Origin of the sequence: Ureibacillus suwonensis (assembly GCF_042655065.1) — a bacterium.
Classification (GTDB): domain Bacteria; phylum Bacillota; class Bacilli; order Bacillales_A; family Planococcaceae; genus Ureibacillus; species Ureibacillus suwonensis.
In genome coordinates this window covers 20,317-43,379 of sequence record NZ_JBHSNQ010000040.1, presented here as the reverse complement: position 1 = coordinate 43,379, position 23,063 = coordinate 20,317, and the positions used below count along the sequence as shown (strand labels likewise).

Annotated in this window: 20 protein-coding genes, 1 pseudogene, 1 riboswitch and 1 other annotated feature; of the genes and pseudogenes, 7 read left to right on the top strand and 14 right to left on the bottom strand. The window is 43.6% G+C overall.

The features are described 5' to 3' along the window. Positions 1-439: 439 nt before the first annotated feature. Positions 440-1,630, top strand: coding sequence for an MFS transporter (locus ACFPOH_RS04045; RefSeq protein ID WP_016839020.1), 1,191 nt, complete (start codon positions 440-442; stop codon positions 1,628-1,630). A 156-nt stretch (positions 1,631-1,786) separates the two neighbouring features. Here the strand turns inward: ACFPOH_RS04045 and ACFPOH_RS04040 are convergent, their stop codons facing one another. Continuing rightward, positions 1,787-2,137, bottom strand: coding sequence for a winged helix-turn-helix transcriptional regulator (locus tag ACFPOH_RS04040; RefSeq protein WP_168412086.1), 351 nt, complete (start codon positions 2,135-2,137; stop codon positions 1,787-1,789). An 811-nt stretch (positions 2,138-2,948) separates the two neighbouring features. On the opposite strand from ACFPOH_RS04040, the gene ACFPOH_RS04035 reads away from it, so the two are divergent. From ACFPOH_RS04035 to ACFPOH_RS04025, 3 genes and pseudogenes are all read left to right on the top strand, one after another. Then, positions 2,949-4,247, top strand: coding sequence for a Y-family DNA polymerase (locus tag ACFPOH_RS04035; RefSeq protein ID WP_342470397.1), 1,299 nt, complete (start codon positions 2,949-2,951; stop codon positions 4,245-4,247). 16 nt (positions 4,248-4,263) lie between these two features. Next, positions 4,264-4,650 (top strand): YolD-like family protein, encoded by a 387-nt coding sequence (locus ACFPOH_RS04030; protein ID WP_342470396.1) that lies wholly within the window; start codon positions 4,264-4,266, stop codon positions 4,648-4,650. Positions 4,651-4,772: 122 nt separating this feature from the next. After that, positions 4,773-5,726 (top strand): annotated as a pseudogene (locus ACFPOH_RS04025) (NAD-dependent epimerase/dehydratase family protein). A 73-nt stretch (positions 5,727-5,799) separates the two neighbouring features. Here the strand turns inward: ACFPOH_RS04025 and trpB (ACFPOH_RS04020) are convergent. From trpB (ACFPOH_RS04020) to ACFPOH_RS03990, 7 genes are all read right to left on the bottom strand, one after another. Further along, positions 5,800-6,966: a tryptophan synthase subunit beta gene (trpB, locus tag ACFPOH_RS04020; protein WP_390308881.1), complete on the bottom strand. Its 1,167-nt coding sequence runs from the start codon at positions 6,964-6,966 to the stop codon at positions 5,800-5,802. A 163-nt stretch (positions 6,967-7,129) separates the two neighbouring features. Next, a complete protein-coding gene (trpA, locus tag ACFPOH_RS04015) occupies positions 7,130-7,912 on the bottom strand; it encodes a tryptophan synthase subunit alpha (RefSeq protein WP_342470393.1) in 783 nt (260 codons plus the stop codon). Then, positions 7,909-9,099 carry a tryptophan synthase subunit beta gene (gene trpB, locus ACFPOH_RS04010; protein WP_342470392.1) on the bottom strand — a complete coding sequence of 397 codons (1,191 nt, stop codon included), beginning with the start codon at positions 9,097-9,099 and terminating at the stop codon, positions 7,909-7,911. The genes trpA and trpB (ACFPOH_RS04010) overlap by 4 nt, the downstream gene beginning before the upstream one ends. 1 nt (position 9,100) lies before the next feature. Then, on the bottom strand, positions 9,101-9,733 hold the full coding sequence (locus tag ACFPOH_RS04005; RefSeq protein WP_390308880.1) for a phosphoribosylanthranilate isomerase: 633 nt from the start codon (positions 9,731-9,733) through the stop codon (positions 9,101-9,103). Next, positions 9,730-10,527, bottom strand: a complete 798-nt coding sequence (gene trpC / locus ACFPOH_RS04000; RefSeq protein ID WP_390308879.1) for an indole-3-glycerol phosphate synthase TrpC — start codon at positions 10,525-10,527, stop codon at positions 9,730-9,732. Before trpC ends, ACFPOH_RS04005 begins: the two co-directional genes overlap by 4 nt. Beyond that, entirely contained in the window at positions 10,527-11,561 is a 1,035-nt protein-coding gene (gene trpD, locus ACFPOH_RS03995) for an anthranilate phosphoribosyltransferase (protein ID WP_342580879.1), read from the bottom strand. The genes trpC and trpD overlap by 1 nt, the downstream gene beginning before the upstream one ends. Positions 11,562-11,650: 89 nt before the next feature. Beyond that, positions 11,651-11,881: a binding site (T-box leader), on the bottom strand. A gap of 194 nt (positions 11,882-12,075) precedes the next feature. Beyond that, on the bottom strand, positions 12,076-12,564 hold the full coding sequence (locus ACFPOH_RS03990) for a QueT transporter family protein (RefSeq protein ID WP_342470388.1): 489 nt from the start codon (positions 12,562-12,564) through the stop codon (positions 12,076-12,078). Between the two features lie 7 nt (positions 12,565-12,571). Further along, positions 12,572-12,615, bottom strand: a riboswitch (PreQ1 riboswitch). A gap of 361 nt (positions 12,616-12,976) precedes the next feature. Here ACFPOH_RS03990 and ACFPOH_RS03985 point away from each other — a divergent pair. The 3 genes from ACFPOH_RS03985 to ACFPOH_RS03975 are packed head-to-tail and all read left to right on the top strand — an operon-like array spanning position 12,977 to position 15,845. Next, entirely contained in the window at positions 12,977-13,996 is a 1,020-nt protein-coding gene (locus ACFPOH_RS03985) for an ABC transporter substrate-binding protein (protein WP_342470387.1), read from the top strand. Positions 13,997-14,029: 33 nt separating this feature from the next. Beyond that, positions 14,030-15,019 carry an ABC transporter permease gene (locus ACFPOH_RS03980; protein WP_342580880.1) on the top strand — a complete coding sequence of 330 codons (990 nt, stop codon included), beginning with the start codon at positions 14,030-14,032 and terminating at the stop codon, positions 15,017-15,019. 31 nt (positions 15,020-15,050) lie between these two features. After that, positions 15,051-15,845 carry an ABC transporter ATP-binding protein gene (locus tag ACFPOH_RS03975; RefSeq protein ID WP_342470385.1) on the top strand — a complete coding sequence of 265 codons (795 nt, stop codon included), beginning with the start codon at positions 15,051-15,053 and terminating at the stop codon, positions 15,843-15,845. 518 nt (positions 15,846-16,363) lie between these two features. On the opposite strand, the gene ilvA is transcribed toward ACFPOH_RS03975, so the two are convergent. From ilvA to ACFPOH_RS03945, 6 genes are all read right to left on the bottom strand, one after another. Continuing rightward, the gene (ilvA, locus tag ACFPOH_RS03970; protein WP_342470384.1) at positions 16,364-17,623 is read right to left on the bottom strand and encodes a threonine ammonia-lyase IlvA; all 1,260 of its coding nucleotides are present in this window, start codon (positions 17,621-17,623) and stop codon (positions 16,364-16,366) included. Between the two features lie 294 nt (positions 17,624-17,917). Next, on the bottom strand, positions 17,918-19,270 hold the full coding sequence (locus ACFPOH_RS03965) for a YjiH family protein (RefSeq protein ID WP_342580881.1): 1,353 nt from the start codon (positions 19,268-19,270) through the stop codon (positions 17,918-17,920). Positions 19,271-19,486: 216 nt separating this feature from the next. Beyond that, positions 19,487-21,037, bottom strand: a complete 1,551-nt coding sequence (locus ACFPOH_RS03960) for a solute symporter family protein (RefSeq protein WP_342580882.1) — start codon at positions 21,035-21,037, stop codon at positions 19,487-19,489. Next, positions 21,037-21,420 carry a DUF485 domain-containing protein gene (locus ACFPOH_RS03955; protein WP_390308878.1) on the bottom strand — a complete coding sequence of 128 codons (384 nt, stop codon included), beginning with the start codon at positions 21,418-21,420 and terminating at the stop codon, positions 21,037-21,039. The genes ACFPOH_RS03960 and ACFPOH_RS03955 overlap by 1 nt, the downstream gene beginning before the upstream one ends. A gap of 559 nt (positions 21,421-21,979) precedes the next feature. Beyond that, a complete protein-coding gene (gene bshB2 / locus ACFPOH_RS03950; protein WP_342470381.1) occupies positions 21,980-22,660 on the bottom strand; it encodes a bacillithiol biosynthesis deacetylase BshB2 in 681 nt (226 codons plus the stop codon). A gap of 14 nt (positions 22,661-22,674) precedes the next feature. Further along, the gene (locus ACFPOH_RS03945; protein WP_342470380.1) at positions 22,675-23,022 is read right to left on the bottom strand and encodes a YojF family protein; all 348 of its coding nucleotides are present in this window, start codon (positions 23,020-23,022) and stop codon (positions 22,675-22,677) included. Positions 23,023-23,063: the final 41 nt, after the last annotated feature.

The following is a 23,063-nucleotide window of genomic DNA, read 5'->3' as shown; positions in this document are numbered from 1 at the left end:
ATTATATTTAAGCCAGTTAAGTATCAACTTCTTTTCTATTAATTAAATGGAAGAATTTAATAACATTAACAGAATATTTGATACAAGCCAGAACGGAGAAAAGAGGGAAGTAAATATTAAATTTTATAGTCTTAACCTTGCTACATCTCCAATAGTATCTTCAAAGAAACTAAACCACATTAAAGTGCCTACTTATCACTTTCATACTTCATTGGCATAATGGATTTCGTTGAACAAAACAATTTAATGGAGGGATTTAAAACAAAACTTGCAACAAAAGATTATCGAATCGGGTCCTTGGGAACGACATGGTGAACTTGTTTTTGGCAGGAGCCCATTCGTTATGAATAAGAAGATATTCAACAAGTATGTGAAGATTATAGAAACGGTACTTTTTTGAATGAATCTAATTAAAGCATAAAGAAAGTTGGGATATTAGATGAAAAAAAGTGTCTTATTAATTATCGCTTTATTTATGGCTTCGCTAAATCTACGTCCAGCTATTAACTCAATCGCCCCTTTACTAGAGAGCATTAGAACAGATCTTGGAATGAGTGCAGCTGTCGCAAGTTTGTTGACTGCCATTCCAGTGCTTTGTATGGGTCTTTTTTCTCCAATCGCCGTGAAAGCTGGGGGAAAATGGGGAATTGAACGGGTAATCGGCTTATCGCTTTTAATTATTGGAGTTGGTACTGTTATTCGTTTGTTCACAGATTCTGTATCATTTCTAGTAACAACAGCTATAATTGCAGGTATCGGTATCGCTTTGATAGGTCCACTGTTGTCTGGTTTCATTAAAGAGCATTTTCCTAATCAAGTACCTTTTATGGTTTCAGTATATACCGTAGCTCTGACTTTGGGGGCAGCAATTAGTTCTGCACTCTCTACATCGCTAGAGAATAGCTTTAACTCCTGGCAAACTTCCCTTGCATTTTGGGCAATTATAGCATTCGTAGCTGCAGTTATCTGGTGGTTATTTGTAAATCAACAAGTCAAAAAATCAGCTCACACTGCTACTTCTGGAACAAAAGTTCAATTGCCGTGGGGGAACGGTAAAGCATGGATTCTTACATTGTCCTTTGGTCTGATGGGTATGCTATTTTACTCAATTACGGCATGGCTACCTCAAATCATCCAAGGAATGGGGTACACGAAAGATTACGCCGCAATCGCATTAACAATTTTCGTAGTCGTGCAAATACCAGTTAGCCTAGTGCTTCCAATTTTGTTAAGAAGGTTTCACTCCCGTCGTTTCTGGTTGATTGTAGAATCCATTATAGAACTTGTTGGATTTATTTTACTCGTGCTAAATATTGAACCGTTGCTAGCTTCTGCATTGATAGGTATTGGAGCAGGCGGATTGTTTCCTTTAAATCTTCTTTTGCCAATTGATGCTACAGATAACGCTCATGAAGCAGCCTCTTGGTCGGCCATGATACAATCTGCTGGTTATGTAATTGGTGCATTAGGTCCTATTATTCTCGGTTGGATTTATGACGCAACGAACAGCTTTACTTCTGCAGTAGTTGGAATGATAGTGATTGTTCTAATAATGATGATTTTTCAATTTGCAGCAACCGCAAAAAGAAGTGTTAACACATTACACATTCAAGGGGAAAGCACAAGATAGTGGTGAGAAGCAGACCGTCGTTTAAGCAAGTCATTTTATTGCAGGTTGAAATGAAGGTTAAAATAATTGGATATTGAACCAGAATGTGAATGATTCTTTCTTTTATTTTTTGAAAACACCCAGCTATCTAGTAAAGAAACTGGGTGTTTTCAGTATTTATTTACTCATCGATTCATTCATTTTTTGTTTTTTATGCTGGATATGGTTTGTTCCCCATTCGTGCATTGCGTGTAAGATTGGTTCTAAGCTCCGGCCGTACTCGGTAATCGAATATTCCACTTTAGGAGGAACCTGTGGATAGACAACACGCTGAATAATATCCTCGTTTTCTAACTCACGTAATTGATTGGTCAGCATTTTTTGTGTAATTCCAGGTATACTTCGTTTTAAATCACTAAATCTTTGAGTACCATTCTTCAATAAATGCAATAAGATAATGGGTTTCCATTTTCCGACTAATATGCCTAAAGCATCTTCAACACGACAAAGATCTGGTTCTATATTCATTCTAATTACCCCTTTAGTATCTTTTTGTCAATTATGATGCTTTTTAGTTTGTACTTCTTTTTTTACTTTACGTGCGCCCGGCATGTACATGAACTATAGGGTGTAAGTCCCGAACCCCGAAGACAGAAGTAGAGGTTAGCTCAACGAAAGGGTGTCCGTGGTGACGCGGAATCTGAAGGAAGCTGGAGGCAAAACACCGGTCCGAGGAACACGAACCTCATATAAGGCTAGGTATGATTGAGTGAGTTTGCGTAACAAAACAAAGCTCTTTCTGTCGAAGGTCATATCGAGTAAATGAGGCGGATAGATGGTGTGAAAGTGCATGTACTTACCCGGGGAGGTCTGGCGGATAGGTGAAGTACGCTTCATAACCTACTTAGTGATAAGTAGCTGAACCGTCAGAAGTCAGCAGAGGTCATAGTATTAGTTGGTTTAGAACTACTAAGAAGGACCGAACAATTAAGAGAGAATAGCCCTTGGCATTCAGTGAGTCATGATGAACACAGAAAACGTAGTACCTCACTTGAGGAAGGAAACGGTGAATCCCGTGGGAGACCTCTTGGAGGGTGGAGTGACCACTGGCATAAGAAGACAAGCTATTCACGGAAGTTATGAAAACTTGCGTCAATTATCTTAATTGAACCGCCGTATACGGAACCGTACGTACGGTGGTGTGAGAGGACGGGAGTTAATCGCTCCCTCCTACTCGATTTATCCAAATAATCCCACTTGCCGTCTCAATGGTCTCATTCTAGAATAAGTTATAGAACATTTGTTCTGTTCATATAATAGAAGTGCGGAGGTGGTTGGCATGCGCATAAGCGAACTGAACTACACGAACTTCAGCCCCGAAGAATTGCATCGGCTTCTTCCGGAACGCTCGATCATTTGCATTGATATGCGCTGCTTTTATGCCAGCTGCATGGCGATGCTTCACAATCTGAATCCAATGGAAGTGCCCATTGCGGTTGTAGGAAACTTTGAGCAAAAGGGAAGCATCGTGCTTGCTGCATCACCGCCGATGAAGAAACGCTTTGGCATCAAAACGGGCTCCCGCCTTTATGAAATCCCAAAACATCCGGACATTCGGCTGTTTGAACCAAAAATGGAATTTTTCGTGCAAATGTCTATGGAGATTACCAATTTAATCAATCAATTCGTACCGAAAGAAGCGATTCACGTCTACAGCATTGATGAAAGCTTTGTCGACTTGACGGGCACCGAAAAACTTTGGGGTCCTCCTGAAAGAACAGCGAAATATATTCAAGAAAGGATCTATAGCCAATTCCAAATTCCAAGCGCGGTGGGGATGGGGCCGAATATGCTCATGGCAAAGTTGGCTCTTGATTTGGAAGCGAAGAAAACCGACTTTGCCCACTGGACTTATGAAGATGTTCCGAAAAAGTTGTGGCCTGTTGCGCCCCTTTCCGACATGTGGGGGATTGGGCGACGCATGGAACGCACGCTGAACAATATGGGCATTTTCAAAGTGGGGGACTTGGCCCGAACCGATTTGCAACTGCTGGAAAAACGCTTCGGCATTTTAGGAAATCAATTGTACTACCACGCGTGGGGAATTGATTTATCTCCCCTTGGCGCCCCTCTTGCGGAAGGGCAAATCAGCTTCGGAAAAGGGCAGGTGCTCATGCGGGATTATCGGACCCGCAGCGAAATCCTTGCCGTCATTTTGGAAATGTGCGAAGATGTGGCGCGCCGGGCAAGGGAAGCTTATCAGGCGGGAAGAACGATTTCCCTCGGTGTAAGCTACAGCAAAGATGCCTTTGGGGGAGGGTTTCATCACTCCCGGACGATTGATGAACCGACGAATGATACGATGAAAATTTATGAAGTGTGCAAAGGGTTGCTTGATGAATTTTATGCGGAACGGCCGGTACGGAAACTTTCCATCAGCCTCTCCAAACTGGAAACGGAACGCTCGATGCAATTGAGTTTTTTCGATCAGCAAAAATGGAGAAGGAGAAAACTCGGTGCAGCGATGGATGCTTTGCGCTCCAAATGGGGGCCAACCGCCGTGCTTCGCGCAGTTTCTTATACGGAAGCGGGAACGGCTCTTGAGCGGGCGCAACTCTTGGGTGGACATAAGAAATAAGGGAGAGGGAAACTCCTTGCCGGAAAACGAAAACTTCATCCAGCCACCTCCAAAGTTCTGCGAAATCAAAGAGGTGAAGAAAATGATCCGAGACCGCGGAAATATCAAATGGAATGCGATGATGCTTCCGGAACATGTGAAAATGCTCCGGGAATGGAGGGAAAAAGACCGGTGCGAAGAAAAGCCGGTTCTTGATGAATGGGCATTGCAAGATTTGAATGAACAGCTCCTCATTGCCTGCACCAATCACTATGAAGTGGAATTGAACATTTGGCAAAACCATCGCACCTCCAAAGTGGCAGGGAAGATAGCCAAACTTGATGACAAACGGCGCATCTGCACATTGGAAGATGGCCGCTCCTTCTCCTTTGAATCCATCTACGGCATTACCATCATGGAATAAAAAATAAAAATCCCCCTCTGGTCGAATGAATAGCCCGCCGGAAAGCACTGGCATATAAATAGGTTACAACATAATCTATATTGTTCGCGCAGTGGTCTTGAATTCACAAGAGGAGGGGCGAGATGAAGAGAATACTTGTCACAGGCGCGCTTGGACAGATTGGTTCGGAACTGGTGAGAAAGCTCCGGTTTGAATACGGAAAAGATAATGTGCTGGCGACGGATATCCGGGAGGACAAAAACCATGACGGTCCCTTTGAAGTGCTGGATGTGCTCGATGCATTAAAAATGTACGAAGTGGCGAAAAAATTTAATGCGGATACGATGATTCATTTGGCCGCATTGCTTTCCGCAACGGCTGAAATCAAACCCATTCTTGCATGGGAATTGAACATGGGCGGTTTGTTGAATGCATTGGAAGTATCAAAAGAATTAAATATGCAGCTCTTTAATCCGAGTTCCATTGCCGTCTTCGGGCCCACAACGCCGAAAATCAATACACCGCAAGAAACATTACAACGGCCTACAACGATGTATGGCGTGAACAAAGTGGCGGGAGAATTGTTATGCGATTATTACCATTTGCGCTATGGCGTGGATGTGAGGGGGCTTCGTTTCCCAGGGTTGATTTCACCGGGGACGCCGCCTGGTGGGGGAACGACGGATTATGCGGTGGAAATTTATCATAAAGCGGTGAATGAAGGAAGTTACACTTCTTATATTGCAGAAGGGACTTATATGGATATGATGTATATGCCGGATGCATTGAACGCCATCGTTGATTTAATGGAAGCCGACCCCGCCAAATTGACCGTGCGCAATGCCTACAATGTTTCCGCCATGAGTTTCGACCCGTCGGAAATTGCGGCGGAAATCAAAAAACATATCCCGCACTTTGAAATCAAATAGGATGTCGATCCCGTTCGGCAAAGCATTGCAGAAAGCTGGCCCAATTCCATCGATTCATCCCGGGCCATCGCGGATTGGGGATTCAAAGCGAGGTATGATTTAGAAGCGATGACGATTGACATGCTCGATAAAATCGGCGGAGGCATTACGAGCAAAACACCGCTTTAAAGGACGATGATCATAAAAAAGAGCGCAATAAAAAAAGGGGAGGTTCACAGCAGGAACGTCCCCTTTTCTCATCTTATTTATTTTTGAGCAATTCAAATACTTGTTGCACGTCTTTGTCGCCGCGGCCGGAGATATTGACGATAATGGTATCTTCAGGTGATAAAGTTGGTGCAAGCTTCAATGCATGAGCGACTGCGTGGGAACTTTCAAGGGCGGGAATAATGCCTTCTGTTCTTGATAACACTTGGAATGCATCCAGCACTTCTTCGTTTGTGACAGTGACATATTCTCCGCGGCCTGTTTCATGCAAGTAAGCATGCAGCGGTCCCACACCCGGGTAGTCCAAGCCGGCAGCGATGCAGTCTGTTTCGAGCAAGTTGCCTTCTTCATCTTGAAGGACGTAGCTTTTGAAACCGTGAAGGACGCCTGGAGTCCCTTTGGTAAGCGTTGCGGCGCCTGCAGGTTCCACACCGATTAAGCGCACACTTTCATCGTTGATATAATGCGCGAAAGCACCAGCCGCATTACTGCCGCCACCAACTGCCGCCACAACCGCTGTCGGAAGTTTTCCTTCTTTTTCTAAGTGTTGTGCGCGGCTTTCCCGGCTGATCACGGATTGGAAATGTTCAACGATTTCAGGATATGGAGTAGGGCCAACTGCTGAACCTAGCAAATAGAAAGTATGATCATGGTTTTTCACTAAATCAAGGAATGCTTCATCCACCGCTTCTTTCAATAAGCCGTTTCCTTTATCGACAGCAACCACTTTTGCGCCGAGAAGCTCCATGCGGAACACATTCAACGCTTGGCGTTTCGTATCTTTTGCCCCCATGTAGATTGTGCATTCCATTCCGAACATCGCAGCCGCCGTCGCAGTGGCAACCCCGTGTTGACCTGCTCCCGTTTCAGCGATGATTCTTTTTGCCCCCATGCGTTTGGCAAGCAGAATTTGGCCGAGTACGTTGTTCAATTTATGGGATCCTGTATGGTTCAAATCTTCCCGTTTTAAGTAAATTTTTGCTCCGCCCAATTTTTCTGTTAAATTTTTGGCGAAATAAAGAGGGGTTTCACGGCCGGCATATTCTTTCAAGTAATAATTGAGTTCTTCATTGAAAGCCGGGTCGTCTTTGACTTTTGCAAATTCTCCCGCAATTTTCTCCAGCACTTTTTGCACTTCTTCTGGAACGAAGCTGCCGCCATAGTTTCCGTAGTAACCGTTTTGAATTAAAGTTTGATTCATGTTTTCCAACTCCTTTTTTATATTATTGTCAGATAAGTCATGAAATTCAATAGGGAAAATATAAGAAGGCTGTCGATAATGCCACAAAACCTGTCAATAATGCCACAAAACATGGCAATATCGTCACAAAAAGTGTCAATATTGCCATAAAAACCGCCAATCATTAAGCCAGAGGAACCGTCTTCGAAGCTTTCACCAAGTGTTCAATCGTATCCCAATCATCTTTGGTCAAACAGTCGACAATCTTGCTTCCCACGATGACGCCACTTGCAAAGGAGCCGAATTGCTTCACGTGTTCAGGAGTGGAGATGCCGAAACCCGCCAACACCGGGGTATCGGTATAGCTCTGGATTTTTTTGAAATGGCTCTCCAAATCTCCTTCGAAAGTGGAGCGGGCGCCGGTGATTCCGTTGACCGTCACCGCATAAATGAATCCTTCGCTCGCTTTGGTCAATTTTTCGATCCGCTCCGGCGTACTTGTCAATGAAACAAGCTGCACTAAATCGATGCCGGCTGCCTTCAAGGAAGGATGGACAAGGCCGCTTTCCTCCAGGGGCATATCCGGAATGATAACGCCACGAATCCCTGCATCATAAGCATCTTTTGCGAACTCGCCAATTCCGTAGGCCAAAACCGGATTTAAATATGTCATCGCCACCAATGGAACGGTAATTTCCTCTGCAAAAGCGGCAAGGGTTTCAAGCACTTTTCTTAATGTCACGCCTTTCGCCAATGCCCGCATGCCAGCCTCTTCAATCGTCGGTCCATCCGCGACCGGATCGGTGAAAGGGATGCCCACTTCAATGGCCGTGACGCCGAGTTCCTGCAATTTCAAGATGGTGGGTTTCAACTTTTCAAGTCCACCATCACCGGCCATAATGTAGGGAATAAACGCTTTATGGCCTTGGCGGGTTGTTTCTAAAATCGCTTCTGTAATTCGGCTCATGCCAAGTCACCTCCAAAGGCATCGTAGATTGTGTGCACATCTTTATCACCGCGGCCGGATAAACAAACGACGATGATTTGATCTTTATCCATCGTTTTAGCCAGTTCCGTTGCATAGTGAACGGCATGGGCGCTCTCAAGGGCAGGGAGGATTCCTTCTGTCCGGCATAGAAGTTTCACTGCCGCAAGGGCTTCTTCATCCGTTGCCATCACGTATTTTGCGCGGCCGGTTTCATGCAGATAGCAATGTTCCGGGCCGACCCCGGGATAGTCAAGGCCCGCTGAGATGGAGTAGGCTTCCTGCACAAATCCGTTGTCATCCTGCAATAAGTACATATAAGCCCCGTGCAGTACGCCCGTTTTCCCGCCGTTGATGGCGGCTGCGTGTTTGCCGGTTTCAAACCCTTTTCCTGCAGCTTCCACACCGTACAAGGCAACTTCTTGATCTTCCACAAAAGGATGGAACATGCCGATGGAGTTGCTGCCGCCGCCGATGCAGGCGACAACCGCATCCGGAAGGCGGTTTTCCTTTTCTAAAATTTGTTTTTTCGTTTCATCCCCGATGACTCTCTGAAAATCGCGAACGATGGTAGGGAAGGGATGTGGCCCCATGGCGGAACCTAAGATGTAATGGGTTGTTTCCACGTTTGTCACCCAGTAGCGCAAGGCTTCGTTCACCGCATCTTTCAGCGTTCTGGATCCTTTTTCAACCGCAACCACTTTTGTGCCCAACAGTTCCATTCGGAATACGTTCAGCGCCTGGCGTTTCACATCTTCAGCCCCCATGAAGACGACGCATTCCATACCAAGCAGGGCGCAGGCGGTTGCCGTTGCCACACCGTGTTGGCCGGCACCTGTTTCCGCCACGATTTTCGTCTTGCCCATTTTTTTGGCGAGCAATGCCTGGCCGAGGGCGTTGTTGATTTTATGTGCGCCGGTATGGTTTAAATCTTCCCGTTTTAAATAAATTTTGGCGCCGCCGCAATGTTCCGTCAGCCGTTCCGCAAAGTAGAGGGGTGTCTCCCGGCCGACATAGTCTTTTAAATAATAGCGGAGTTCCTGTTGGAAGGACTCGTCATGTTTATAATGTTCATAGGCTTCTTCCAGTTCTTGTAAAGCGGTCATCAATGTTTCCGGAACAAATTGTCCGCCGAAACGGCCGAATTTGCCTTTGATTGTAGTCGTCATATCAGTTAGCTCCTTTTACGGTTTGTTGTGAAGTTTTTACGGCTTGGATGAAGGATTGGATCAGTTCGCCGTTTTTTTCGCCATTTTGCTCAACACCGCTCGATACATCCACAGCGGAAGGCCGGACGGTGGCGATGGCTTTTTGCACGTTTGAAGCATTAAGCCCACCTGCCAAAATCACTTTCTCCCTTGGGATGGAAAGTTGATCCAAAAGCGACCAGTCAAATACTTTTCCGCTTCCGCCTGCGTAGTCCGTTCCGGGTGCATCGAACAAATAGTAATCTACGTTAAACTTGCCGGCTTTCTTCACATCTTCCTCATCCCGAATGGAAAAGGCTTTGATGGAAGGGTAGCCCAATTGTTCAATAAAGGCCGGATCTTCATTGCCATGATATTGCACATAATCGAGCGGTACGTTTTCAAAAGCCTCTCTCACTTCGTTCTCAGTGGGATTGACGAAGACGCCCACTTTTTTCACGTGGTTCGGCACCAGTTTCGCCAGTTTCCGGGCTTTTTCAATGGAAATTTGCCGCTTGCTCGGCGCAAACACAAAGCCTACAAAATCAGCTCCCGCATTGACGGCACAAAGTACATGCACCGCTTCTTTCAACCCGCAAATTTTCACCTTCGTCATCGCTCTACATCCTCTAACGCCGGAAGTTGGATTTGAAACGATCTTAACGTGTCTTCCGGATTTCCGCTTCTCATCAATGATTCACCGACGAGGATTCCCCGCGCACCGGCGTTCGCCACCCGCTCAGCATCCGCTGTTTCAAAAATGCCGCTTTCACTGATGAAGGCGATGTCCGGATAACGGTTGATGGTTTCTGCAAGCTTTTCCGTTTGGGCCAAATCCACATGGAATGTTTTTAAATCCCTGTTGTTGACGCCAAGAAGTTTTGGTTGAATGCGGAGGGCACGCTCCAATTCTTCTTCGTTGTGCACTTCCACCAGAACTTCAAGACCCAGGTTTGTTGCGTACTCATGCAATCCGGCCAACGTTTCGTCATCCAAAGCGGCTACAATCAGAAGAATGACGGATGCACCGGCATGAAGGGCATAGTCGATCTGAACTTTATCGATGATGAAATCTTTATTTAAGATAGGGAGATGGACGTTTCTTGCAATGTCCGCCAAATCCTCAAAAGAACCTTTGAAATATTTTTCTTCCGTCAATACCGAAATGCAGGCGGCCCCTGCCTTTTCGTAGCGCTTCGCCTGTTCCACCGGGTCCACATCCGCATTGATGATGCCTTTGGAAGGGGAGGCGCGCTTCATTTCAGCGATAATTTGCAAAGTGTCCGATTTTTTGAGTGTCTCGTACAACGATGGCCGCTTTTTGATTGGCGCGTTCAAGTCGGGCGTTGTTCTTTTCAATTGAGGCAGGATGGATTTTTTATGTTCAATAATCGTATCTAAAATCGTCATCAGAATGTTTGCTCCTTTATGATGTTTTGGCTGAATTCAACGACTGCTTCAAGTTTCTCGTAAGCGCGTCCGGATTCGATGGCATCGCGGGCCATGCAGACGCCATCTTTCAGAGAATCAACGGCGCCATAAGCGAAGAAACCGAGCGCCGCATTCAAAACGACTGCATCATAATAAGGCGTGCGTTTTCCTCTTAATAAATCTTTTAAAATTTCCGCATTTTCTTCCGGCGTACCGCCACGGAGATGGGTGATGGATGCGGGTTGCAATCCCAATTCTTCAATGTTGATCGCCAATGGTTTAATTTCCCCATTCAGAAGCAGCACGGAGCGGTTCCGATGATCGAGGGAAGCTTCATCCATCCCTTCCGATCCCGATACAACAATTGCGCGTTTCCGTCCTAAAATGCGCAACACTTCCGCATAGTGTTCGACAAAATCCGGCCGGTTAATGCCGACGAGCTGACTGTCCAAGTCCACGGGATTTGTCAATGGACCGACCAGGTTAAAAATTGTCGGTTTTCCGATGGCCCGCCGAACTTCACCGATGCGTTTCAATTTCGGATGAACGGCAGGGGCGTAAAGAAAAACGATGCCTTCCCGCTTCAACAATTGGACGGATTCTTCGACTGTAAAATCTGTATGGATGCCCAATGCCTGAAGAACATCGGCGCTGCCGGAAGAGCTGGAAATTTTACGGTTGCCGTGTTTTGCCACTTTCACGCCGCTGCTTGCCAACACAAAAGCGGAAGTGGTGCTGATGTTGAAAGTTTGCAGACCATCGCCGCCGGTACCGCAATTGTCTATATAAGTCCCTTCCGGAACAGGAATTTTGATTGCATTGGATCTCATCACGATGGAAAGGGCGGCAACTTCTTCGGCTGTTTCTCCTTTTTCGCGGAGGGCCAGCAAAAATTCCGCAATGGCTTCTTTTGGCGTTTCGTCGTCAAAGATGATTTCCACCGCTTGAATCATTTCATCGTAGGGCAAATTTTCCTTTTGCTGAACTCGTTTTGTAAAAGCTTGAATGTTCATTCTATCATCCTCCAAATTTGATAAATTTGAAGTTTAGATAGAATAGCCGCAATAAAAAAACCTCTGCAAACGGGCGTGAAATCCCATTTGCAGAGGACGACCGTGCTGCCGCGTTGCCACCTCTGTTGAAGTAACGACTACTTCCACCTCAGTGTGCCCAGCTGTGTGGGGCACTTCCCGATAACGAGGGAAAGACGTCAACCACTTGCGCAGTTGCTCTCGTAAGGCCCATTCACGAATGGCATGCGCCAGTTTTCACCGTCCACTGGCTCTCTTAAGCGATGCACAGTTCGTTACTTTTCCTTACTCATCAATTTTGGCTCGGCTATTCTCTACTAAACTCAGGCTCAACTCAACTCGTTGCGGTGCTGTGCTTCCACAGCCTTTCTCCGCCACGAACAATTTAATTGATGACTATTTTATTCAGAAATTGTATGAATGTCAATAATATTCACGCAATTTCATGAAAAAGAAACACAAAACCCGGGGCATATCCCTGCACCCCGGGTTGATATCACTTATCGATCAGATGTTTGAAATCCAATCGTTTGTCCAGCAATTTCATGATTGGTATGCCAATTAACAATACAACTGCCTCCCCGACGGCTGTAGTCAGCCATGAAAGCCAGAACGGTAACTCCAACGCCAATTTCAATTCCAAGGCGATGATCCACATCATGAAGGTGAAGACAAATGAGTTGATCAACATGCGGACAACGACGTTTTTCACAAATTTGCCCACGATGATCAAAATCGTCAAACAAATAACGGAGTGGGCCACCCCGAACACCAAATCAAACCAGCCAAGGGGTGAAAACAGATTTGAGATGAACACCCCCAAAACAACCCCTAACATATAGCGGGGGTTGAAAGCGATCAAATGGTTGAAGATTTCGGCTATGCGAAATTGGATATCGCCGAAGCTCAAAAAAGACAGCGTATAGGTTACGGCAATATAAAGTGCGGCAATAATCGCGGTTACTGCCATGAATTTTGGTTTCATTATTTTTCACTCCTTAGTTTTTTATCGTGGGATTTCGCGAACCACGGTGTGTTGAACACACAAAAAAACATTATATTACATTCGGGAGAAAGAAGCAAATTGAGTGTTGGAATAATTTACCTTATATATAGGTGCTTTTTATCATAAAAAAATTTTACGGTTATTTCACAAAATATTCATTATTTTTATATAACATTTTCTCTGGAAAACCCACGTAATTTACTGGTTTAAAGCGTTAAATTGTTATTATTGAAAGAATAAAATGAATATTTTTGAATTCAGAACATTCCTAATGTTATTGACTGTTCTTTTATGAAAATGTAATATAACGTTAAACTTCGCTTTATTCGAATAAAGCGAAAATTTATGTTAGAAATAGTCAGAAATTTTAAAGAATATCGGGGGGAATTTGATGAAAAGTAGTATGAAAAAACTATCATTTTTATTGTTTGGTTTATTATTGCTTCTAGCTGCTTGCGGCGGCGGTAATGACAATACATCTGACTCGGGTGACAGCAAAGATAAAGAAGCGACGGAAGAAACAAAAACTTACAAGATTGGTGTTACACAAATCGTTGAACACCCATCTTTGAATGCGGCATACCAAGGATTCCAGGATGCGTTGAAAGATGCGGGACTAAAAGTTGAATATGATTATCAAATTGCGCAAAACGATAACAGTTTGAATACACAAATTGCACAAAATCTAGCAAATGCGGGAGTAGATTTGATTTTTGCGAACTCCACTCCATCTGCACAAGCTGCGAAAAACGTAACATCCGATATTCCAATCGTGTTTACGTCCGTAACAGATCCGGTTGCAGCTCAATTGATCGATTCCATCGAATCTCCTGGCGCTAACGTGACTGGTACAATCGACTTGCATCCAGATGCAATCAAAACAACGGTGGAATTCATGAAAAATGAATTGGGCGTTGAAAAAGTGGGTATGGTTTACAACGCCGGTGAACAAAACTCCGTGGCACAAGTGAACCAAGTGAAAGAAATTGCGGAATCATTGGGAATGAAAGTTGAATCCGCAACAGTGGCACAAAGTTCAGAAATCAAGCAGGCAGCGGAATCTTTGATCGGCAAAGTGGATGCCTTCTATATCATCACAGACAACACAGTGGTATCCGCTCTTGAATCTGTAATTCAAGTAGCAGACAGCAACAAATTGCCGCTTGTTGTCGGAGAATTTGACTCTGTAAGACGCGGCGGATTGTTGGCATTTGGCTTTGAATACTACGATATCGGTTACCAAGCTGGCGAAATGGCTGTGAAAATCTTGAAAGGTGAAGCGACACCGGCAGATATTCCTGCAGAATATCCAGCGACATTGAAATTGGTAATGAATAAAGATGCTGTTGAAAAACTTGGCCTTGAAGTGAAAGAAGAGTGGAAAGCAGAGCTTGTAGAAACAGAAAAATAATGAATTTCGACATGTTAGGAGAGATGATTCAATATGTTTGCAGCAATGTTCGGTTCAGTTGAGCAAGGAATCATCTACGCGATTATGGCACTCGGAGTGTATCTAACATTCCGAGTGTTAGATTTTCCGGACTTAACGGTAGATGGTAGTTTTGTAACGGGTGCGGCCACGGCTGCGACGATGATCGTGCTGGGGTATCATCCCATTTTGGCTACGCTCGCTGCAATTGTTGTAGGATTTATAGCAGGATGCATCACTGGTTTATTACATACAAAAGGGAACATTAATCCGCTCCTTGCCGGTATCATTATGATGATTGGCCTCTATTCCGTAAACCTGCGAATCATGGGTCTCTCAAATGAAAATGCAACGAGCCTTCCGAACGTTCCCCTCCTGAACAGTGAAACCATCTTCACGCAGTTTTTAAAATTCTGGGAACCATTAGGGATTGATTCGGCATTAAATAATCTCCTTTCGGGTTTAGGAGTAAGCACACTTCCGAAAACTTGGGGAATCCTATTTATCATGATCATCCTGACAGCCGCACTGAAGTTGGTAGTCGACTGGTTCTTGAAAACAGAAGTGGGACTTGCCATTCGTGCGACAGGGGATAACAAACGGATGATTCGCAGCTTTTCGGCAAATACGGATCATTTGATCATTTTGGGGGTTGGGCTTTCCAACGCGCTTGTCGCATTGGCCGGTGCGCTAATTGCCCAATATTCCAAATACTCCGATGCCACAATGGGTATTGGGATGATTACAGTGGGTCTTGCCTCTGTCATTATTGGGGAAGCGATTTTTGGAACGAAATCCATCATGCGCACAACGTTTGCCGTCGTGATCGGGGCTATTATTTATCGTATTGTGCTGGCGCTCGCGTTGCGGATCCAATTCCTCGATGCAAGTGATATGAAGTTGATTACGGCGATTATCGTTATCTTGGCATTGATTGTTCCGCAAATGATCGAAAAGCAAAAAGATAAGAAGCGGAAAGCGAAACGGCTCCAGGCAAAAATATGACATCAACAACGGAGAAAGGGGGGCGAACAATTTGCTTAAACTGGAAGGCATTACAAAAATCTTTAACGAAGGAACTCCGGATGAAAAAGTGGCATTGAAAAATATCAATCTCCATTTAAAACCGGGAGATTTCGTAACGGTCATCGGAAGTAACGGTGCCGGAAAATCGACGATGATGAACATGATTTCCGGAGTGTTGACACCGGACGTCGGAAAAGTATGGATTGATGGAAAAGATGTAACGGGTTTGCCCGAATATAAGCGTTCCCATTTTATTGGACGCGTCTTCCAAGACCCGATGGCAGGGACGGCGCCAACGATGACGATTGAAGAGAATCTTGCCATCGCTTATGCACGAAATGCCAAACGCACGTTGCGTTTAGGGGTGAACCGGGAGCGTCGTGATTTCTTCCGCACGGCTCTTGAAAAATTGCATTTGAATTTGGAAAACCGGTTAAATGCAAAGGTCGGTTTATTGTCCGGCGGGGAAAGACAAGCCTTGTCCTTGTTGATGGCAACTTTTACGAAACCGTCCATCTTATTGCTTGATGAACACACGGCAGCCCTTGACCCTTCCCGGGCGGAATTGATTACAAATTTGACAAAGCAATTGGTGGAAGAAAATCATTTGACAACGTTGATGGTAACCCACAACATGCAACAGGCCATCGATTTGGGGAACCGATTGATTATGATGGATAAAGGGCAAATTATCTTGGAAGTGGATGAAGAGCAAAAACCAAACTTGACAATCCCTGACTTAATGGCGGAATTCGAACGAATCCGTGGTGAAAAAATGACCACTGACCGAACATTGTTGGGGTGATTGGATCAGTTTAGAAACCAACTCTTGGGAACAAGGGTTGGTTTTTTATTTTTGAAAGGATTGAGGAAGTGCTGATTTTCAAGGTTTTTTGGAGTCCAAAAATCATTTTTGGAGCACTTTTTGCGGTTGCGGGAAAGGGAGGGGGATTATGAAGATTTTCCCCGAAATGCAATTATAAGGACAAAGAGGTGATAATCGAGTCTTTGCATGATGATGCATTATTAATTAAACCTTGGATTACGGATGCAGAATTTGGCCGTTTTTTCAACATTCCATCAAGAACAGCTTATGAAGAAAACTCCCTCTTCAGCAGCAAGGGGAAAAGAGAGGGGGAGTTTATATCATCTCTAAAACATTTAGGAGTGGAAACAATCATTCCGATAGAAATCTCCTGTCGATATTGTCACAAAAATGGGGAATATGTTCTCAAAATCAGGTGATATTGTCACAAAATCTAAAGATAAAAATATCTTCTCCTAAAAAAACCCGAGCTCTTTTTCGCCCGGGTTTTGCCATGATCAAATCAACAATCCAAATAGTGTGCTGTCTTTATTCACTTCTTTAAATTCAAAACCATTGACGCGCATGCGGTCGATCAAGCCTTCATAATCTTCCGGTTTGCTTATTTCGATTCCGACTAATGCAGGTCCCTCTTCTTTGTTGTTTTTCTTTGTATATTCAAAACGGGTGATATCGTCATTCGGACCAAGAACCACAGTCAAGAATTGACGCAACGCTCCCGCCCGTTGAGGGAAGTTGACGATGAAGTAATGCAACAATCCTTCATATAATAAGGACTTTTCTTTGATTTCCTGCATGCGGCTGATATCGTTGTTACCGCCGGTGATGATGGCGACGGCCGTTTTTCCTTTCAAATGATCCGCATAGAGATCAAGGGCGGCCACCGGCAATGCACCGGATGGTTCTGCAATGATGGCGTGTTTATTATATAAATCCAGGATAGTTGTACTTACTTTTCCTTCTGGCACTGTAATAATATCGTCCAAATATTTGCGGCAAATTTCATAGGTTTTTTGCCCGACACATTGAACAGCTGTACCGTCGCAGAATTTATCGATTTTTTCCAAAGTGGTAGGGCCTCCGTTTTCAAAGGCGGCTTTCATACTTGGAGCGCCTTCCGGTTCCACGCCGATCACTTTCGTATTTGGCGAAATGTTTTTAATATAGGCAGCCACTCCGCTCATGAGTCCGCCACCGCCGATTCCGCCAAACACAAAATCAAGGGGCTCATCGATATCATTTAAAATTTCCACGCCGACCGTCCCTTGTCCTGCGATAATATCATAATCGTCAAATGGATGGATGAAGATCATCTCATGTTCCAAGCAGTAATCCATTGCCGCATTGGCGGAATCGTCAAATGTATCGCCGGCAAGCACAATTTCCACATAATCGCGGCCGAACATGCGCACCTGATCGATTTTTTGCTTTGGTGTGGTGAGCGGCATAAAAATAGTCCCTTTAATTTTTAAATGGGAGCAGGAATAGGCGACACCTTGGGCATGATTGCCCGCACTGGCGCAAACGACGCCCCGTGCGCGTGCTTCATTTTCGATTTTTTTTATTTTATAATAGGCACCCCGCAGTTTGAAGGAGCGCACTGATTGCAAATCTTCGCGTTTTAAATAAATATTGGCGCCATATTTTTCAGACAAATATTCATTCTTTTGCAATGGTGTGTGAGTGACGACATCTTTCAACTGATGTTGTGCTTTTAAAATGTTCTCCACTGTAAAACTTTTATCAGCAACTTCCATTTTATTTTAAACCTCCATGAGCATTCAGCATTAATATATTTTAACATAAGATTCGATATTTTATGAAATTTATTAACACTGTCACAAAATACTACCGATTATGTATGCGAATTTTCAGAAAAAACTTTTTGGATATAAATAATATACAGAATAGTCTAAAGACAGCTTTCAAAAAAATCAAGGAAATCTCAATAAAAAAAGAAAAAAATTTATTTGTTTAAATCGTTAAAGCGTTTTCATGGTATAAACAATAAAAAAACACCATTTTCACAAAGGAAAATGGTGTTAACCGTGTCAAAAAATGAGGTGGGCAATAAGGGCGACAATCGGAATCGAAATGATTGTGCGGATTAAAAAGATGACGAACAAATCCCATAATTTTAATGGAAGTTTTGTACCTAAAATCAAACCGCCGACTTCAGACATGTAAATCAATTGAGTGACGGAGACCGTTGCAATGAAGAAGCGCGTCAATTCCGACTCGATTCCTGCTCCGAGGATTGATGGAAGCAGCATGTCCGCAAAGCCGATGATCATCGTTTGGGCCGCATCATCTGCAAAAGGAATTTGGAACAACTGTAAAATCGGTTCAAACGGCATTCCCAACACTTTAAAGAAGCTTGTATATTCCGCAAGAATCAAGGCGATCGTACCGAATGACATGATGACGGGCGTAATCGCAAACCACATTTCCAGCACATTTTTAAAGCCGGAGCCAATGACCTTCAATAAATTTTTATTGCTTTCGGCTTTTTCCAACGCATTTTGCAGACCGAAAGAAAACACATTAAAGCCTTTTGGAATATCTTCACGGTGAGCTTCGGGGGAAGAACCGTCGAAATACGTATCCGGTTTATTTCTCAAAGGATAAATTCTCGGCATAATCACCGCCAAAATCAGCCCAACCAAAATGACTGTCCCGTAAAACTGCAAGAAATATTGGCTGAGCCCAGCCGTCTCGACAATCACAAAGCAGAAGGTGATGGAAACGACCGAGAACGTTGTCGCAATGGCCGCCGCTTCCCGTGCTGTATAGTTTCCTTCCTCATATTGTCTGTTAGTTAGAAGGACCCCGATGGTACCGTCGCCAACCCATGATGCCAAACAGTCGATGGCTGCCCGTCCAGGTATTTTGAAAATCGGACGCATGATTTTCACCATCATGGAGCCGAAAAATTCCAATAATCCGAAATCCGTTAAAAGGGGCAGCAACAACCCGGCAAACAGGAATAACGAAAACATCATCGTCACCAAGCCGCCATCCGGATTCAATAACAAACCGGCTGTATTTTCGCTTGTGAACGCTTCCGGCCCGGTTTGGAACAAATACAATGTCGCAAAAATCACCGCCAAAACCCGCATGATCGTCCAAAACAAACGGGTGCGGAATAACGCATCAAAAATCGTCACTTTCCCTGATTGCGGTACAAAGTGCATCACAATCGATCCAACGGCTGCAATAATAAACACTACATACGCAAACCAGTGGATAAAAGAAACGACTTTAGCCGAAAGTCCATTGGCAAAAATTGCAACAGGAACTTTAAGTCCATCCGGCGTGCCCACCGGAATAATAAATAAACAGATTCCCAATATTGAAAGACATATAAAAAGAAACCATATATATGGATTGAATTTTTTTGTCATAAGTACCCCTCATTTAATTTGGATTGCATATTTATACACTATAAATGCTATTTATACGATTGTCTATATATTGAGAAAAAGAAATTATATTCCGAAATTTTATACTTTTTGCACAGTTTTTCTGCAACACGATTGAAAAATGTGAATCAATGCAAAAAAACACACCATTTCTTGTGAAAAAATGGTGTGTTTGGTATGAAAATCTACTATTTAATATTAATGATGTGATACTTCGGATACTGCAACGCCGGTATTCGCTTTAACGCGGATTTCATTGTAGATTTTTTCGGCGTCTTCCGCTTTATTTGAAGTGAGTACAGTACCCAAATATCCAGCGATAAAGCCTAAAGGAATAGTAATGATGGCTGGAACTGAAAGAGGAACTAATGGATCGCCGACAAAAATTGCCGCGCCTTCCACTGGGCTCCATACGTTTGGTCCCAATGCCCCCAATACCAAGCAGGAAATCAAACCTGTTGCCATTGCAGCAATAACCCCGTTTGAATTGAATCTTTTCCAGTAGATTGTATATAAAATCACCGGCAAGTTGGCTGATGCGCCAATGCAGAAAGCAAATGACACAAGGAATGAAACGTTTAAGCTTTGGGCAAACAGCGCCAAAATGATTGAAATCACGGCAATTGAAATGGAACCGATACGGGCTGCCAATACTTGTTGTTTCTCAGTCAATTTTCCGTCTTTGATAATTTCTCCATAAATATCATGGGAAATTGCAGAAGCGCCAGTCAATACCAACCCGGACACTACCGCCAAAATTGTGGCGAATGCAACGGCTGCAACGAATGATAATAGAATGTTGCCGCCCAAATATTCCGCCAATAGTGGAGCTGCCGTATTTCCGGCGGCGTTTTCCGCCTTGATCACGTCAATACCGACAAAGTGCATTGCACCGAATCCCAAGAAAATTGTCAATGAGAAGAAAATGGCCGTAATCCAAGTTGTCCAAGAAATGGACGTGCGGGCCGTTTTCGCATCTTTTACCGTAAAGAATCTCATTAAAATATGCGGCAGGCCGGATGTTCCCAATACCAACGCCATCATCATCGATACAGAATCGATCATGGAAGTATATTTGATTCCCGGAACTAAGAATTGATCCCCGTGTTGAGTGGAGATGGTGTCAAACATTTTCATTAAACTAAAATCAAATTTCCAGAATACTAAGAATGCCAATATTGTTGTACCGAACAATAACAGGCAGGCTTTGATAATTTGCACCCAGGAAGTGGCAGTCATTCCGCCAAACAATACGTATGTTGTCATCATGACGCCGACGATAATCACGGCCAACCAATAATCAATGCCGAACAATAATTTAATGAGAGCCCCTGCACCAACAAGTTGGGCAATCATATAAAGGATAACGATTGTAATCGTGGAAGTCGCTGCGATGCCGCGGATGCGCTTTTCCGTGAAACGGGCAGTCAACATGTCCGCCAATGTGTAACGTCCCAGATTGCGCATTGGTTCAGCAATAATGTAAAGAAGCACCAAGTTTGCTACAACATACCCGACAGAGAAGAAGAATCCATCGAATCCGGTTAGCGCAATCGCACCGGATACCCCTAAAAACGCAGCTGCCGATAAATAGTCACCGGCAATGGCTAGCCCGTTTTGCCAACCTTTTAATCCGCCGCCGGCTGTATAGAAATCACTGGCCGAAGATGTGCGTTTGGCGGCAACATACGTTACGACCAATGTCAAACCTACAATTCCCAAGAAGAATATTACTGTCACTAAATTCATTACTCTGCACCACCTTGTTCATATTCGCGTAAAACATCAGCAGCGATTTGATCGAATTTTGGTGCCATTTTTGTATATAAAGCGCAAAGCACCACTGTCATGACGAAAAGGCCGGCAGAATAAACCCAAACACCAGTAATGTTGCCAATCCACTTCTGTTGTAATACAGGTGTGAACGCTAAAATTGGCAATAAGATGTAGAGGAACAAAAATATCCCAGTTGTACCGAATAAAAAGGCTTTTTTCTTTCTTACAAACTTGTTGAAAGAATCCATATGATTGATTTTGTCGTAATTTATGGAAACGCTTTTCTCTTTTTTTATGGATACTTCCTTTTTTTCTTTTGATAAATTTGTATTTTTTACTGTTGATACATTTGCCATAACAAATTCCCCCTTACGAAAAATTATTCTGTTTAAAACGATATATTTCTGCTCCATCCCTTTCGCATGATACTATTCTAGGAGACAGAATCTTATAATTCAATATTAAAATTTTGTGACATTCAACTCTCAAAATATTCCATATCAATTAACTATCTTTGAGTTATCAATAATTTTTCTTTAAATTTTTCGGCAAGGAGGGGGAGGGAAAGTTTTACTCAAAGAATATTCGACGATTTATTTGTATAAAAAAGAGAAAAATAAACAATATGCAGAAATGTACATTTTGGGCAGGTTGGTATAATAATTTGTGAAAAATATAACATAATTCAAATTTCTGTTATACAACAATTTCGGTATGATAAAAATTTGATAACTCGAAAAATTAAAAAAATTTCTCTTGACAGAGAATTTAACCTCGATTTTGTAGGAAATTATTAACTGTTGCGAGCTATCAAGTGTCTGAAAAAAATGAAATTTACAGTGAGATTTTTATTATTTTTGTACAAAAAAAGTAGCACAAACCTTGTCAGCGGTTTGTACTACCAAACAGTTCCGTTTACTCTTCGTCAAATGTAACCGTATAAAACTTTTCGTAATGGAACCAGCTATCACTTAACGGCTGGCCTTCATCCACTCGTTTTTGGTTCTCTTCGATCATCCATGCCGTTTGAGAAGCATGGGCTTGCAACGCTTTCAATTTATCCTCTTTGACGCTTGAAACATCAATGACGACATCGGGTTCTCCAATTTCGGCAACGGTGTTGTTTGCAAAGGCCACGCCGTAAACAACCGGACGCTCACTCTTCGGCATGCGGCGCACCGCTTCGACAACGGCCCGGCCAGTCGCTTCATGATCCGGATGAACGCTGTAATTCGGCAAGAATGTGATGATGAGAGAAGGATTCAGTTCCTCAATTAATTCTTGAACGAGCTTCACCATTTTTTCATCGTCTTCAAATTCCACAGTTTTATCGCGGAAACCCATCATCCGTAAATCTTCAATGCCCATTGCTTCACAGGCTTTTTTCAGCTCTTTGCGGCGAATTTCCGGCAACGATTCACGGGTGGCGAAGGGAGGATTCCCCAGATTGCGTCCCATTTCTCCCAACGTTAAGCAGGCATATGTAACCGGAACTCCCATATTTCGGTGTAGTCGGATAAGACCGGCCGATGAGAAAGATTCATCATCCGGGTGCGGAAAGACCATTAAAATATGGCGTTGAGGTTTTAAAGTCATGTTTGATCCCTCCTTTAAGCAAATGGCGTTTCACTGATTTCCAGTGCGATGGCCAATTTTCCTTCCTGATTTAAACCGGCCATTAATAACCGTCCTTGTTCATCTAATTCATAATGGGTGATCCCTTGCGCATAAACCCATCCATTTTCCAATTTCAATCCAATTCGGTGGGGATTGTCATCGATGACTTTACCATGCTCATATCGGATTTTCGCATTGCGGATGAATGCGCTCGCGTTGAAAAATTGTTCATTGTAATGGGTGGCATATGAGCCGTTGGTTGTTTCCAGGTGTATATAGACGTCTTTGTTTGCAAAAGAATCAATGATCTTTTGAAGCTCTTGCACATCTACTTCTTTCACTTCACATTCCCCTTTCCCGAAAGACTATGTCAATAGTATAG